The 15,188-nt window shown below is 72.3% G+C and carries 11 protein-coding genes and 1 pseudogene; 5 read left to right on the plus strand and 7 right to left on the minus strand.

Annotated features, from left to right (window positions below; all coding sequences use genetic code 11):
* Positions 1–52 precede the first annotated feature (52 nt).
* Positions 53–976 carry a LysR family transcriptional regulator gene (locus tag AB0H86_RS01580; RefSeq protein WP_362431557.1) on the minus strand — a complete coding sequence of 308 codons (924 nt, stop codon included), beginning with the start codon at positions 974–976 and terminating at the stop codon, positions 53–55.
* A 94-nt stretch (positions 977–1,070) separates the two neighbouring features.
* Between AB0H86_RS01580 and AB0H86_RS01585 the strand changes: the two genes are divergently transcribed.
* The gene (locus tag AB0H86_RS01585; RefSeq protein WP_362431560.1) at positions 1,071–2,048 is read left to right on the plus strand and encodes a DMT family transporter; all 978 of its coding nucleotides are present in this window, start codon (positions 1,071–1,073) and stop codon (positions 2,046–2,048) included.
* A gap of 88 nt (positions 2,049–2,136) precedes the next feature.
* Positions 2,137–2,307: pseudogene (locus tag AB0H86_RS01590) on the plus strand (YbaK/prolyl-tRNA synthetase associated domain-containing protein); the annotation flags it as partial.
* A gap of 177 nt (positions 2,308–2,484) precedes the next feature.
* Here the strand turns inward: AB0H86_RS01590 and AB0H86_RS01595 are convergent.
* The 4 genes from AB0H86_RS01595 to AB0H86_RS01610 form a co-directional block, all read right to left on the minus strand.
* Positions 2,485–3,207, minus strand: coding sequence for a 3'-5' exonuclease (locus AB0H86_RS01595; protein WP_362431562.1), 723 nt, complete (start codon positions 3,205–3,207; stop codon positions 2,485–2,487).
* Positions 3,208–3,362: 155 nt separating this feature from the next.
* On the minus strand, positions 3,363–4,601 hold the full coding sequence (locus AB0H86_RS01600) for an SAV2148 family HEPN domain-containing protein (protein WP_362431564.1): 1,239 nt from the start codon (positions 4,599–4,601) through the stop codon (positions 3,363–3,365).
* Between the two features lie 99 nt (positions 4,602–4,700).
* Positions 4,701–6,044: a copper amine oxidase gene (locus tag AB0H86_RS01605; RefSeq protein ID WP_362431566.1), complete on the minus strand. Its 1,344-nt coding sequence runs from the start codon at positions 6,042–6,044 to the stop codon at positions 4,701–4,703.
* A 58-nt stretch (positions 6,045–6,102) separates the two neighbouring features.
* On the minus strand, positions 6,103–6,933 hold the full coding sequence (locus AB0H86_RS01610) for a Tat pathway signal sequence domain protein (RefSeq protein WP_362431568.1): 831 nt from the start codon (positions 6,931–6,933) through the stop codon (positions 6,103–6,105).
* Positions 6,934–7,131: 198 nt separating this feature from the next.
* Between AB0H86_RS01610 and glgX the strand changes: the two genes are divergently transcribed.
* From glgX to AB0H86_RS01625, 3 genes are all read left to right on the plus strand, one after another.
* Positions 7,132–9,249 (plus strand): glycogen debranching protein GlgX, encoded by a 2,118-nt coding sequence (glgX, locus tag AB0H86_RS01615; protein WP_362431570.1) that lies wholly within the window; start codon positions 7,132–7,134, stop codon positions 9,247–9,249.
* A gap of 125 nt (positions 9,250–9,374) precedes the next feature.
* On the plus strand, positions 9,375–11,756 hold the full coding sequence (treY, locus tag AB0H86_RS01620; RefSeq protein ID WP_362431573.1) for a malto-oligosyltrehalose synthase: 2,382 nt from the start codon (positions 9,375–9,377) through the stop codon (positions 11,754–11,756).
* 255 nt (positions 11,757–12,011) lie between these two features.
* Positions 12,012–13,268, plus strand: a complete 1,257-nt coding sequence (locus tag AB0H86_RS01625; protein WP_362431575.1) for a M14 family zinc carboxypeptidase — start codon at positions 12,012–12,014, stop codon at positions 13,266–13,268.
* Between the two features lie 114 nt (positions 13,269–13,382).
* Here AB0H86_RS01625 and AB0H86_RS01630 read toward each other — a convergent pair whose 3' ends face one another.
* Together AB0H86_RS01630 and AB0H86_RS01635 are read right to left on the minus strand one after the other, a co-directional pair.
* Positions 13,383–13,802: an SSI family serine proteinase inhibitor gene (locus tag AB0H86_RS01630; protein WP_362431577.1), complete on the minus strand. Its 420-nt coding sequence runs from the start codon at positions 13,800–13,802 to the stop codon at positions 13,383–13,385.
* Positions 13,799–15,163 (minus strand): M14 family zinc carboxypeptidase, encoded by a 1,365-nt coding sequence (locus tag AB0H86_RS01635; protein WP_362431579.1) that lies wholly within the window; start codon positions 15,161–15,163, stop codon positions 13,799–13,801. Before AB0H86_RS01635 ends, AB0H86_RS01630 begins: the two co-directional genes overlap by 4 nt.
* Positions 15,164–15,188 lie beyond the last annotated feature (25 nt).

Consider the following 15,188-nt stretch of genomic DNA (forward strand, 5'->3'; position numbering starts at 1 on the left):
GTGGCCGCCGCGCCCCGCGGGTGGGCCGCATGTCGTCACCGCCCCGCGCCCCTCAGGGAGTCATCCGGCCGTCGGGGTCCCTGTCCTGGATGGTTCGTGCCGCGCGGCGTAGTTCGGTGAGCACCGTGCGGACCGCCTTCCGGGCCGCGCGTTCCGGGCGGTGCAGGGCGTCGATGTGCCGTCTGGCCCGCACCCCGACCAGGGGCCGCAGAACCAGCGCGGGATGCGGACGTGTCGTCCAGCGCGGCATCAGCGCGAGGCCGCCGCCCGCCGCGACGGCTTCGGCGGCGAGCGCGAACTCGTTGATGCGGTGCGCCAGACGGAGCGGTCGGCCCGCCACCGCCGCGATGGCCTCGATGGTCGCCATGACCGGGAACCCCTCGTGCACGGTGATCCACGGTTCGTCGGCCACATCGGCCGGTGTCAGCCGCCGCTCGGCGGCCAGCGGATGGCCGGCGGGCAGCGCCACGTCCAACGGCTCGCGCAGCAGCGTCGTCGCGGTCACCGCGCGCGGCCACGGTGGGGCGTGGTCGAGACGGTGGGCGAGCACGAGGTCGTACTCGCGGGTCAGCCGCGGGAAGTCGTCCTGGGCGACGTCCTCGTCGGCGAGCGCGAGCACCGGGTGTCCGGGTTCAGCGAAGGCCCGCAGCAGCGGCGGGAAGAACGCGGCGGCCGCGCTGTGGAACGCCGCGACCGACACCTCCCCGTCCGGCAGGCCGACGAACTCCTCCACCGCGTGCCGGGCCCGCGCCAGCGCCGTCTCCACCTCGACCGCCGCGCCCGCCAACGCCTGCCCGGCGCCCGTGAGCACCAGCCGCCGCCCGTCGCGCTCGGTCAGCGGCACGGGGATGGAGCGCTGGAGCAGCCGCAGTTGCTGCGAGATCGCCGACGGTGTCACCAGCAACGCCTCGGCGACCGCGGTGACACTGCCCAGTTCGCCGAGCTCCCGCAGGATCCGCAACTGCCGTTCGTCCATCTCCTCAGTGTAGAAGCACTCTGTAGGGAAACTAAAAGATCGTTTAAGAAGGTGGCTCTGGGCTTCAGTGACCTCGTCGGTGCACCGTGGGCGGATGTCCGACGCCCGCCGTACCGACGCGGTACTCCTCCTGGTCGCCCTCGTCTGGGGTTCCAGCTATCTGTCCGCCCAGACCGCCACCGCGGCCCTGCCCGTCCTGCTGGTCCTGCTCGCGCGGTACGGCCTGTCCGCGCTCATCTGTCTCGGCCTCGTCGCCGCCCCGTCCGGCACCCGGTCCGGCACCCGGCACGGCCCACGCCGGTGGACCCGCGAGGAGCTGAGGGCCGGTGTGCCGCTCGGAGTCACCCAGGCCGCCGTCCTGGTCGTGGAGACGTACGGCGTCGCCCACACCACCGCCGCCAACGCGGGGCTGATCATCAGCCTGACCATCGTGCTCACCCCTTTCCTGGACCGCACCGGACACCCGGGCGGGCTGCCTCCCGCCTTCTACGCGGCCGCCGGCGTGTGCGTCCTCGCCGTCGGAGTCCTGATGTCCGGCAACGGCTTCCACGCGCCCCGCCTCGGTGATCTGTTGATGCTGGGCGCGGCAGTCGTGCGGGCGGCGCACATGGCACTGGTCGGCCGGCTCACCGCGGGCCGGGCGATCCGCCCCCTGCACCTGACGACGGTGCAGACCCTCGTCGGCTCGGCCCTGTTCCTGATACCGGCCGCACACGAACTGCCGGCCCTGGCCCGTACCGACGTCGCGACCTGGGCGCAGCTCCTCTATCTCGCCCTGTTCTGCAGCGTGTTCGCCTTCCTCGCCCAGACCTGGGCGGTGCAGCGGACCTCCGCCAGCCGCGCGAGCCTGCTGCTGGGCACGGAGCCGATCTGGGCCGCCGCGGTGGGGATCGCCCTGGGCGGCGAGCACTTCACCCCGCTGTCCGGCCTCGGAGCGGTGCTGATGATCGTCGGCACCTACTGGGGCCAGGCGGTGGAACGTGCCCACCGCGCGGCGGCCCCGCGCAAGACCGAAGTCAGGCCCACCGAAAAGGACACCCGATCCCCGACCACGACACCTACCACCGTCTGACCTCCCTGCTCGACACCTCCCGTGCTGCGGGTCGGTGGACCGTCGCACCACCCGGCACGTCCTCGCGCCGGTCCCCGGGGACCGGCGGGTGGACCTGGACGCCGTCCGCGCGCTGTTCACCGCCAGATACGTCGGGTTCAGTGATTCGGAGACGGCCGAACGGCCGGCCCGGGCGGTGCCCGGCACGGTCCTGCCGTTCTGCTTCGACCCCGCTCTCGAACTCGTCGCCGACCCGGGGGCCGTGGCCCAGCCACGGCTGCACTTCAACGCCGCGCGCCTGGACCGGTCCCTGCGCATGTCGGGCGCGGACTACGCACGCACCGCCCGGCCGAGCGTGGAGCCGATCGAGCCCTCCGACGGTCTGACGGGCCGGGTCACCTCGGCCCCGGGCCACGACGGCCCGTCGGCGCTCACACCGGGCCATCGGCCCACCGGCTCACACCGGCTCGTCGGCCAACTCCCGCAGCGGCCACAGGCCGTCCACCACCGCGTCCGCGTCGCCCTTGCGGCGCAGGAAGCTCTGGAAGTCCGCCGCCCACTCGGCGTACCACTCGATCTGGCGGCGGTGCAGTTCCGCCGGGCCGAGCTCCGCGACCTTGGGATGGCGCTCGGCTATCGCGCCGGCCAGCCGCGCGGCGGCGAGGGCATCGGCCGAGGCGTCGTGGGCGGACTCCAGGACCACGCCATACTCCTCGCAGACCGCTTCGAGGTTGCGCTTGCCCCGGCGGTAGCGGTCGGCCCAGCGGTCGATCGTGTACGGGTCGACGACCGGGGCGGGGTCGAGACCGCCCAGACGCTCACGCAGGGACGGCAGGCGGTGGCGTCGCAGCTCGGCGGAGAGCAGGGTCAGGTCGAAGGCCGCGTTGTAGGCGACGACCGGCACGCCCGTCTTCCAGTACGTCACCAGGACGTCCGCGATGGCCTCCGCGACCTGGTCGGCCGGACTGCCCTCGGTGGCCGCTCGTTCGTTGCTGATGCCGTGCACCGCCACGGCCTCCGCCGGGATCTCCACGCCGGGATCCGCCAGCCACTCCCGGCGCCCCAGGGGCTGTCCGGCCCTGACCTCTATCACCGCGCCCGTGACGATGCGCGCCTGACGCGGATCGGTCCCGGTCGTCTCCAGGTCGAAGCCGATCAGCAGCTCACGGTGCCAGCCCATGGGTGGTCCCCCTTCTTGGTGGTGCTTTCCCCCAGTGGTCTCCACGATCCCATGCACCACTGACAATCCGAGGACCGCATTCCGCTTGGCCGACGGACAGTTCGGGACACCGCGGAGCGAACCACCTCAAGCGGGGCCCACTTTGTTCAGGACGTTCAGGACACCGGCCGCGAATCAGCCCAAGCCGTCTCGAACTCCTCGCGGTACGTCGGAAAGAGACCGGACTCGTCGACCTCGCCCGGCTTGACCACCCTGCTTCCGCCGCGCAGCACCAGCACCGGTGCCTCCATCCCCCGCGAGCGCCGCAGATAGGACTGCACCACGGCTATACCGTCCGAGCCGTCGCCGTCGACGAGGTACGCCGTGAAGCGGGGCGTCTCGTCGTAGACCTGGATCTCGAAGGCCCCGGGGTCGCGCAGCTTGGAGCGGACCCGGCGCATGTGCAGGATGTTCATCTCGACGGCCCGGCTCAACTCGCCCCGCTTGATGCCGAGTTCACGCTCACGCCGCTTGACCGCGCTGGAGGCCGGGTTCAGGAACAGCAGCCGCACCCGGCAGCCGGTCCCGGCCAGCCGCACCAGGCGGCGGCCGGAGAAGTTCTGCACGAGCAGGTTGAGGCCGATGCCCACCGCGTCCAGGCGGCGGGCGTCGCCGAAGATGTCCTCGGCGGGGAACTGGCGCATGAGCCGCACCCGGTCGGAGTGCACCGCGACCACGTCCGCGTACCGGTCGCCGACGAGGTCCTCGACCGCGTCCACGGGCAGTCGGCGCGCGGAGGGCACGTCGCCGCCCGTGCCGAGCATCTCAAGGAGCCGGGCGGAGGCCCGCTCGGCCTGGTTCAGGACGGCCTCGGACAGGGCCCGGTTGCGCGAGACGACGTTCCGCGTGACCTCCAGCTCGTCCAGGGCGAGTTCGACGTCCCGGCGGTCGTCGAAGTACGGCTCGAAGCAGGGCCAGTGCTGCACCATCAGCTCCCGCAACTGCGGCAGGGTGAGAAAGCTGAGGACGTTGTCGTCGGCCGGGTCCAGCAGATAGCCCTTGCGGCGGCTCACTTCGCGTACGGCGACCGCGCGCTGGACCCACTCCTGGCCGGCCGGTCCGGCCGCGGCGACCACCCATTCGTCGCTGTGGACGGGTTCGTAGATGGGGCGCAGAACGGCGGCCACGACGGCGCGCAGCCGCTGTTCGACGAGATTCAGCCAGATGTAGGCCCGTCCCGCCCGCTGGGCGCGGGTGCGCACCTCACGCCAGGCGTCGGTGTCCCAGTCCAGCTCCGGCCCGATGGCACCCGCGTCCATCGGTCGGGCCAGGGACACCGTGCCGGGCGGGGCGTCTATGGAGTGCCCCTCGTGACTCTCGTCACCAGGGGGCAACTCCAGCCCTCCCGAGCCCACCCGCGCACCGCCTTCCGCTCCCCCGAGCTCTCCACCCAACGATCAAGGAAGGGTACTCCGGGAGCGGTCGGCGGTGCAGCCGGATGGGCAGGTCGTTTCTCAACTACGCGGCTGCCAGTGCCCGTTCTGCCAGGCGAGCTCGGAGGGAGTGAGCGGATTCATAGCGGTGACGTCCCTCGGGACGATGGAGAACCCCTGCCAGTGGATCGGCATGGGCTGCTGGTCCTCGTCCCGGGCGATGTGGTGGAAGCCCACATTCATCCAGACGACCGGGTGTGTGAGGGTCTGGCCGTTGACCCACTTGTCCACGGCCTTGCCGCCGCAACTGCCCGGGTTGTTGCTGGCGAACAGCTCGCAGTTGTTGTATTGGGTGAAGTACAGGTCGTGCTTGGTGAAGCTGCGGCCCGGGTACTTGGTGCTGGCGCCGGGGACGATCTCGTAGGACCGCGCGTGCCCGTCCTTGTTCTTGCCGGTCGCGCTGACCATCCGCCACCAGCGGTAGGCCTTGGCGTCGCCCGCCTGTTCCTTGGTGACCTTGGTGCGGGTGGTCTTGGTGGTCGGGGCCTGCTGACCGGCGGCCGGTGCGGTGACGGCCGAGTCGTACTGCTCGACGCTGTTCTTGGAGGAGCCGTCGAGGCCGAAGTCGAGCCGCCAGAAGACGTTGTGGCTGTGGCTGGTGGCGGAGGCCTTGGCGGCCTTGCCTATCGGCCAGCCGCGGCCGTCGCCGGCGTCGTAGTCCTCGTAGGAGAGGCTGCCGGTCGCGCCCACGTTCATGGTGACCGTGCCGTCGTCCTGGAAGCGCCACTCGGTCATGTACTCGTACCAGCCGACCTGGTTGACCGTGTAGACGAGAAGGTCCTTGCCCTGGGCCTGGTAGACCTTGTTCGCGGCGTCGCCCTGCATGCGGTAGGCGTGGCCGCGGGAGCGGGTGGTGGTGCACAGGCCCTTGACGTTCGGGTTGTCCGAGGTCCAGAGGTCGGGGACCTTGACCGTCTTGATGGTGCCGCCGGGGCATTCGCCGGGCGCCAGGTTCATCAGGCCCTGGGCGAAGTTGTAGCCCGTCAGGTCGTCGTACTCGTTCTTCCCGTCGTCGTACGGGACGTGGATCTGGCCGAGCCGGGCGCTGTTGAGGACCTTGATCGGCGCGCTCTCGCCCTTGGGCTGGTAGGAGACGTTCTCCAGGACGAGCCCGGCCTTGTTGTCGTAGCGCCAGCACATGCGCCAGGTCGTCCCGCTGTCGAGCTTCTGCTCGATGCGGTAGGCGGCACTGCACTCGGCGGCCGCCGCGGCGGCGGTGGCGGTCTTCGGCTGGGCGACGGCCGGGCCGGCGCCGGTGGTCGCACCGGCGGCCAGCGCGGCCACGGACAGGCCGACGGCCGCCCGGGTGCGGGCGCGGCTGATTCTCCGTGGCCGGGGGTCGCTGATGGAGCGCTTTACGTGCATGAAGAAATGACTCCCTCGCAGGAGGTGCGGGTTCGAAAAGTGGACGGAGGGTGGTGGCTCAGTTCTTGAGCTCGGCGACCTTGCGGGCGCTCAGGTCGATCACCAGGGTCCGGGCGTCGATCCACGACCCGTTCTTGATCTTCGGGAACAGCCGCACGCAGCGGTGCTCGCCGCACTTGTCGAGTACGGCGGGCTGGGCACCCGGAGTGGCCCGGTAGACGCCGCCGGTCACCAGCAGCTGGTCCGCGGAGGTGAGCTCCTTGCCGGTGGCGTCCTTGTAGTCCGCCTTGAGGCCCGCGCCCAGCGGGTCGGCGATCAGGAGGTTGGCCGCCTCGACGTTCTCCTCCTGGCTCAGCGGGGGCTGGACGCCGTGCTGGGTGTCGGTCCGCACGACCTTCCCGCTGTCGAGGTCGACGGTCCGGGACACGAGGGTGTCGTCCCGGTAGTCGTAGAACGTCACGTCGGCCCGCCTGGGGGCGTCCGGATCGTCGACCTCGGCGGCCTCCGGTTCGGCGAGGTCGACGGTGAGGCGCTGCGGGCCGCGATCGCCCTCGACGTCCTCGCTGCTGTCACGCAGCTGCGGGTTCACGGCGATCTGTTCGACGCGCGTGATCTCGTCGTCGGTCAGCGGGTCGCGGCCCTTGCCCTTGTCGCCCTCGGCCGGAGGCTGCTCCACCACGCCGGGCTCCACCGAGGCGCCCTGCCCCTGCCCCTGTCCCTGCTCCTGGCCGGTCTGCTGCCCGGCCCGGGTGGTCCCCTGGGTGCCTCCGGTCTCGTCGGCCCCCGCCGTCCCCGGCAGAGTGATTCCGACCATCACGGCGGTCCCGGCCACCGCTATGGCCGCACCGGCCACCACCTTGCCCAGATGGCGGTGCACTATGTTGCGCACATCTTCCCCCTACTCCCCCAACATCCCCGGGAGTACGTTTCTGCCCCATTGGTTTCGGCCCACGGCGCGGTCATTGATCACCACGGGCACTGGTCGCCCGGTAAGAGGGACGTAAGTCATAGGTGGTTCCCTCACTTTCGGGGAGACTCATGACCAAGGCGCATCCGGCGGCCCCCCTCACCTGAAAGAGTCGTATCCATGCAGGTCTGGCCTGGAGAGGCGTATCCACTCGGCGCCACGTACGACGGCGCCGGCACCAACTTCGCGGTCTTCACCGAGGCCGCGGACCGAGTAGAGCTGTGTCTGCTGCAGGACGACGGCTCGGAGACGGCGGTGGAACTGCGGGAGAGCGACGCGTTCGTCCGGCACGCGTACGTGCCCGGCGTCATGCCGGGGCAGCGCTACGGATTCCGTGCGCACGGGCCGTCCGCTCCCGAGCGCGGTCTGCGCTGCAACTCGTCGAAGCTGCTGCTCGACCCGTACGCGAAGGCCATCAGCGGTGCGATCAGCTGGGGCGAGGAGGTGTACGGCTACCACTTCGGCGCGCCCGACAAGCGCAATGATCTGGACTCGGCGCCGCACATGATGACGTCGGTCGTGGTCAACCCGTACTTCGACTGGGGCGACGACCGGCGCCCGCGCACCGACTACCACCACACGGTGATCTACGAGGCCCATGTGAAGGGCCTCACGATGCGGCACCCGGGGCTGCCGGAGGAACTGCGCGGGACGTACGCGGCCCTCGCCCATCCGGCGATCATCGAGCACCTGACCGAGCTGGGCGTCACGGCACTGGAGCTGATGCCGGTCCACCAGTTCGTGAACGACCACCGTCTGGTCGACATGGGGCTGAACAACTACTGGGGCTACAACACGATCGGCTTCTTCGCCCCGCACAACGCGTACGCCTCCTGGGGCGACCGCGGCCAGCAGGTCCTGGAGTTCAAGTCGGCGGTGCGGGCGCTGCACGAGGCCGGCATCGAGGTCATCCTGGACGTCGTCTACAACCACACCGCCGAGGGCAACCACATGGGCCCGACGCTGTCCTTCAAGGGCCTCGACAACCCGCAGTACTACCGGCTGACGGACGATCCCCGCTACTACATGGACACCACCGGCACCGGGAACTCGCTGCTCATGCGGTCCCCGCACGTGCTCCAGCTGATCATGGACTCGCTGCGCTACTGGGTCACCGAGATGCATGTCGACGGGTTCCGCTTCGACCTCGCGGCGACCCTGGCCCGGCAGTTCCACGAGGTGGACCGGCTGTCGTCGTTCTTCGACCTGGTGCAGCAGGACCCGGTGGTCTCCCAGGTGAAGCTGATCGCGGAGCCGTGGGACGTCGGCGAGGGCGGCTACCAGGTGGGCAACTTCCCGCCGCTGTGGACGGAGTGGAACGGCAAGTACCGCGACACCGTGCGGGACCTGTGGCGGGGTGAGACGAGCACGCTGGCGGAGTTCGCGTCCCGGCTGACCGGTTCGTCCGATCTGTACCAGGATGACGGACGGCGGCCCCTGGCCTCCATCAACTTCGTGACCTGCCACGACGGATTCACCCTGCGTGACCTCGTCTCGTACGAGGAGAAGCACAACGAGGCCAACGGCGAGGACAACCGGGACGGGGAGAGCCACAACCGGTCCTGGAACTGCGGGGTCGAGGGCGAGAGCGACGATCCGGCCGTGCGGGAGCTGCGGGCCCGCCAGATACGCAACTTCATCGCCACGCTGATGCTGTCCCAGGGCGTGCCGATGCTCAGTCACGGCGACGAGGTCGGGCGCACCCAGCACGGCAACAACAACGCGTACTGCCAGGACAGCGAGCTGGCCTGGGTGGAGTGGCCCGGCGCCGAGGGGCTCGGCCGTGAGCTGCTGGACTTCACGCGCGCGATGGTGGGCCTGCGCAAGGACCATCCGGTGTTCCGGCGCCGGCGCTTCTTCCACGGGCGGCTGGTGGAGGGCACCCACGACGAGCTGTCGGACATCGCCTGGTTCACTCCCGAGGGCGAGGAGATGACCCAGCAGGACTGGGACTCGGCCCAGGCGCCGGCGCTGGCGGTGTTCCTCAACGGCAACGCGATCTCCGAGCCCGGTCCGCGGGGGGAGCGCATCACCGACGACTCGTTCCTGCTGATGTTCAACGCCACGCCCAGGACGCTGGACTTCGTGGTGCCCGTCAACCACGGCCGGCAGTGGGAGCTGGTGGTCGACACCGCCCGCACGGACGCCGTCCCGCCCGGCACGGGTACGAAGGTGCGGGCCGGGGACCGGCTGACCCTGGTGGACCGGAGCATGACAGTGCTGCAACGGCCGGTCTAGAGGCGCTTGGCGCAGGGGCGCGCGTCCCGTCCCGGCCTCACGGGGGCGGCGGACGGGGCGCGTGCACGGAGGCGGGTGGCGGTGTCGATGACACGAAAAGCGGCGGGGCGGGTACGTAGGTCTGCATGACACCTGAGCGATCCGTCCCGGCTGTGCCGACGGCCACCTACCGGCTGCAGCTGCAGCGCGAGTTCCCGTTCTCGGCGGCGGCCGCGGCCGTGCCGTACCTGGCCTCGCTCGGCGTCTCGCACCTGCACCTGTCCCCCGTCCTGGAGGCGGTGCCCGGCTCCACGCACGGCTACGACGTGGTGGACCCCGCGCGCGTGCGCGAGGAGCTGGGCGGCGAGGACGGGCTGCGGGCGCTGGCGCGCACCGCGCGGGAGCACGGGCTCGGTCTGGTGGTGGACATCGTGCCGAACCACATGGCGATGGCCCCGCGCCACAACCGCGCCCTGTGGGAGGTACTGCGCGAGGGGCCACAGTCCCCGTACGCGCGGTGGTTCGACATCGACTGGGAGGCGCAGGGCGGCCAGGTGCTGCTGCCGGTGCTCGGGCATCCGCTCGGCGCGGAGATCGAGCACCTGGAGGTCGACGGGAACCTCCTGCGCTACTACGACCATGTGTTCCCGCTGCGCGAGGGCACCGAAGAGCTGCCGCTTCCGCGGCTGCTGGACGCTCAGTGGTACCGCCCGGTGTGGTGGCGGCTGGCCCGGACCGAGCTCAACTACCGGCGGTTCTTCAGCATCTCGGAACTCATCGGGGTGCGGGTGGAGGACCCGGAGGTCTTCGAGGCGACGCACGCCAAGATCCTCCAGCTGCTGCGCGAGGGCGTGCTCGACGGCCTGCGCGTCGACCACCCCGACGGCCTCGCCGACCCCGACGGTTACCTCCGGCGGCTCCACGAGGCGACCGGCGGCCGCTGGACGGTCGTGGAGAAGATCCTGGCGGACGGGGAACACCTGCCGGCCTCCTGGCCGGTCGCGGGCACCACGGGCTACGACGCCCTGCGGCACGTCGACGGGCTCTTCGCGGATCCGGCCGGGTCGGGGGAACTACTGGGCCAGTACCGGCGTTTCGCGGCCCCGCAGACGGACCGGGGCGGCGACTGGGCGGCGACGGTGCGACGGGCCGCGTACAAGGTGCTCACCCACGAGCTGGCGACCGAGATGGACCGGCTGACCCGGGTGGCGAGCCGCCTGTGCGCCGCGTCGCCGGAGCCCGCGCTGCGCGACCGCGCCCCCTGGGCGCTGCGGACCGCCCTCCAGGAACTGCTGGTCCGTCTGGAGGTCTACCGGCCGTACTCCACCGGGGACGCTGCCCGGGTCGTCACCGAGGAGGCGGCGACGCAGGCCCGGTCGGCCTTCCTGATCCCCGAGGAGGGCGGCGCGGTCGACGTCGTACGGGATCTGCTGCTCGGGCGCCACGGCGACGGGCCCGGGCATGTCGAGTTCCGGACCCGGTTCGCGCAGACGTCGTCGGCGCTGCGCGCCAAGTCCGTGGAGGACACGGCGTTCTACCGCTACGTGCCGCTGCTGTCGGCGACCGAGGTGGGCGGCAACCCCGGCAGCCCGACCGTGTCCCCGCAGGACTTCCACGCCTACTGCGTGCGCGTGCAGCGCGACTGGCCGGTCAGCGGGACCGTCGCGTCCACGCACGACACCAAGCGCAGCGCGGACGTCCGGGCCGCCCTCGCGGTGCTCACCGAGTGCCCGCGGCGATGGGCGGACGTGCTGGCCGAGGTGACCCGCACCGGGGAGGGAGTGCCGGACGCACAGCTGGCGTGGGCGGCCTGGCAGACGGTGTTCGGGCTCGGGCCTGCTCCGGCGGAACGCGTCCGGGAAGCCCTGCTGAAGCATGTGCGTGAGGCCGGCCTGTACACGAGCTGGACCGAACAGGAGCCCGCGTACGAGGAGGCGGTGGCGGCGTTCGTCGCGGCCGGGCCGTGCGGGGTGCCGGGCGGGCAGGTCACCGCGTTCCGGGACACGCTGGAGCCCCACATCCGGGCGAACGTGCTGGGCACGGCCCTCGTCCAGCTGACGATGCCGGGCGTGCCGGACGTGTACCAGGGCACGGAGGGCGAGTACCGGGCGCTGGTCGATCCGGACAACCGGCGGCCCGTTCGGTTCCCTCCGGAGGATCCCGGCGACAAGGGCGCGGTGACGCGGGCGGCGCTGCGGCTGCGCGGGCGGCGGCCGGATGTCTTCGGCGACGCGGCGACGTACGCGCCGCTGACCGCCGAGGGCCCGGCGGCCGGTCACTGCCTGGCGTTCGTGCGCTCCGGAGAGACGCTGACGGCCGTGACCCGGCTGTCGCTGCGGCTGGCGGAGGCGGGTGGCTGGCGGGACACGCGGTTGCCGCTACCGCCGGGGCGGTGGGCCGACGTGCTGTCCCCGGAGCGGGAGTTCACGGGGCACACGCGCGTGGCGGAGCTCTTCGATCGGCTTCCGGTGGCGCTGCTGGAGCGGGTCGGGGAAGGGGAGCGGGAGGGGGAGGGGGAGCCTGGGTGATGGCGCCGCTTCCGCGGTCTTCGCGCCGGGACCGCCGGGACCGCCTCGCACGGGCCGACCGCCGGGCGGGGACCGCTCCAGGGGGAGAGCCTGAGCCCGCCGGCACCCACCGTCGTACCCACCACCGAAACCCCTCCCCTACCAGCGGCAGGTAAATGCATCTGGGCGCCCCCCGGAGCCTCCCCCTCGGTGTCCTTGACACGTCAACGAGACCGTGGGGTACTGCGATTGCGAAGCCGGGCGGATGTGACGGGGGTGAGTCTCCTGCCGGAGCCGCGCTACCCCACTGTGGCCGAACAGGTCGCGTCCGCAAGGGCGTTGGCCGCCCATCGACCCGGCGTGTGCGTCCTGAGGCAGGTCGGCGCCTCGCGGGCGGGCAGACCCCTGCACCTGCTGTCCGTGGGCCACGCCCGACGTGCCGTCCTGGTGGTCGCGGGCGCCCACTCCAACGAGCCGACCGGCGGCTCCACGCTCCTGCTGGTCGCCGAACGGGTGCTGCGTGAGCGGGAGTTGAGATCCGACACGTCCTGGCACTTCCTGCTGTGCGCGGATCCCGACGGGGCGAGCCTGCACGTCACTCCGGCGCCGCGCAGCCTGTTCGAGTACCACCTCGGTTTCTACCGGCCCGCGGGACCGGAGCAGCCGGAGTGGTCGCCGTCCCTGCTGCCGCCGGACCGGCTTCCCCCGGAGACGCGCGCCCTGACGGCCGTCATCGACGAGCTGCGACCCTACCTCCAGGTGACCCTCCACGGCACCGATGTGGGCGGCAGCTGGGTGCAGTTGACGAAGGAGGTGCCCGGCCTCGCCGAGCCGTTCGCCAAGTCCGCGGCGGAGTTGAACATCCCGGTGGAGACGGGCGCCTCGGACGCGGCGGGCTGGCCGGCCTCCGGACCGGGCGTGCATGTGATGCCCGCTCCGGGCGCGGGCGCCGCGTACCCGAGCATGCCGGACGACGCACGCCGGTGCACCTGGTACCACGCGCACCGGCACGGCGGTCTGACCGCGGTGGTCGAGGTGCCGATGTGGGCGAGCGACCTGGTGGACGACCCGGTGCCGCACCCGGCCCCGGCGGTGGCGATGCGGCGGCTGGCGGGCCGGCTGCTGCGGGACACCCGGGAGCTGGAGCGGGTGCTCGCGGACGCACGGCCCCGGCTGGCGGCTCTGGACGGCCCACTGCTGCGGGCGGCGGACTGGGGGCTGGACCTGGTGCCGGGACTGGCCGCGGACTGGACGCACACGCCGCCCGCCGACGGCACACGGGCGTACGTCGGCAGCGTGGACGCGTTCGGGCGCCGGCTGCCGCTGCGGGCGGCGGCCATGTTGCTGCGGGTCCTGCGCGAGACCGACGACCCGGCGGCACCGCGCGTCGAACGGCTCGTGGCGACCTGGAGCGACGCCTTCGCGGAGCGTTTCCGGGCCCGCTGGGTGCCCTTGGCGCACCAGGTGGAGCACCAGTCCCGCACGGTGGTCGCGGCGGCGCTGCACGCGCGCGCGAGGGCGGTGTGGCGCTGACCAGTTCGAGGGCGGCTCCGGTGCGGCGCCGCACGCGCGCGAGGGCGGTGTGAGCGGCTGTCGCCGACCGGCGGCCGCCCCACGCGCGCGTGCGCCCTGGCCACGGCAGGGCCGTCAGCCGTCCAGCGCGAAGACCGCTCCGGTCCGCGCCTTCATCACGCACGCGTTCGGGAAGGTCTCCGTGTAGTCGACCTCGCGCCCGTTCCACTGCCCGCGCGCGTACGCGGTCACCGGTGCGTGGACCATCGTGCAGTAGGAGTCGGCGGTCGGGAGGGCGTGGATGTCGCCGGCGGTCGTCTGCAGCTGTGCGCAGGCCTCGGCGGCCCGACCGTGGCCCTGGGGCGGGTCGCACAGCAGCAGGGTGCCGCGCGCCTGGCTGGAGCGGACGTCGCCCGAGGTGACGGAGACGAAGAGCCAGTTGCCCAGGGCGGTCTCCTGGGGGGCGGCGTGCGCCGGGGTCACGAGGGCGAGCAGAAGGGCGGCAGCGGTCGGCAGACCGCCGCGGAGCGCTTTCGCTGTGGTGGTGTAGGTCATTCCCGATGCATCGGCACGGCGGCCTGAGATCCCCACCCCGGCTCACCCGAACGGGAGCGGGCGGGCGCGTACCGCCCGGCGAGTTCGAAGGCGGCCAGCACCACCCGCGACTGATACTCCACCTGGCGTGCGATCGGGACCCAGCGTGCCCCGCACCCGTCGCGGTAGTCGGCGCACCACTCGTCGATCAGCCGGTCCAGTTCGGGCAGCACCCCGGCGGGATCGGCACCGGCCCGGGTCACGAGCTGGTGCAGCAGCCCCGCCGTACGCAGGGCGAGGCGTCGCCCCGCGATGCGCAGCGCGGCCAGATGGGCGGCGCCCAGAGGCGGTAGCGGGCGGACGCCGTCGGGGACGTCGGGGTCCCACGCGTCGGCGAGGCCGGGGCAGACCAGCAGGTAGTCCTCGACCGGGGCGAGCAGCCGGGCCGCGTCCGGAGCGGCCGAGACCTGGGGGCGGATCCGGTTGAGGAGCAGCTCCAGGAGTCGCGCGTCGTGCCGCAGGGCGTGGCTCACGGTCCGCAGCACACCGGCCCGGTCCGGGGACGGGCCGGCTTCCTCCACGGCCGTCACGCCCCACATGGGCGCCTCGACGACGGCGGTCACCGTGCCGTGCCGGTGCGGGTGGTACCAGGTCGACTCGACGGCGGCCTCGGTGATGGCCGCGGCCAGGTCGCCCGGGCTCGGCGGCGGTATCCGGTAGACCGCCGGACCGAGGCGCGGCCAGTACAGGGTGTCGTACGGGCCGAGTTCGCGCGGTATGGCGAGACGGGCCGCGGTGTGCGCGACGCGCTGGGCGAGGCCGGGCAGGTCGCGGGTGAGTTCGACGAAGCCGCCGCCCACGTCGACACCGTGCAGGGAGCACTGGAAGAAGGGCCGCAGTTCGTCCTGGAGGTCGAGCAGGGCGCGGGTCTCCGGCAGGGCGGCGGCGGCCGCGCCGTCGGGCAGCCATTCGGGCTGTTCCAGGAAGCCGGGCCGGAAGAAGTTCCGGAAGTAGCGGCCGAGGGTGTAGGGACCGTGCAGCCAGCCCTCGTTGCGGCGCAGTCCGTCGGGGTCGAGGCAGAGCAGCAGGTTCCAGGTGGCGTCGGCGCCCGAGGTGAGGGTCGGGTCGGCCAGGGCCCGCTCGGCCAGCCGCAGGACGGTGGCGCCGCCCACGGGTTCGTTGGCGTGCGGGCCGGCGACGACGAGGGCCTGACGGCTGCCGTGGCCGACGGAGAGCAGCCACAACGGGGTGCCCGCGCGGGAGGTGCCCGCCCGGCGCAGTCGGGCCTCTTCGGGGTGACGGGCGACCAGCGCGGCCGCCCGGGCGCCGAGTTCGTCGACGGTCGGGTAGCGGAGGAGGGGCGGCAGGGCACACCTCCACAATGTGGTGCCGACGTTTCACCTGGTG

The sequence above is a fragment of the Streptomyces sp. NPDC050997 genome, from assembly GCF_040660135.1.
Taxonomy (GTDB): Bacteria; Actinomycetota; Actinomycetes; order Streptomycetales; family Streptomycetaceae; genus Streptomyces.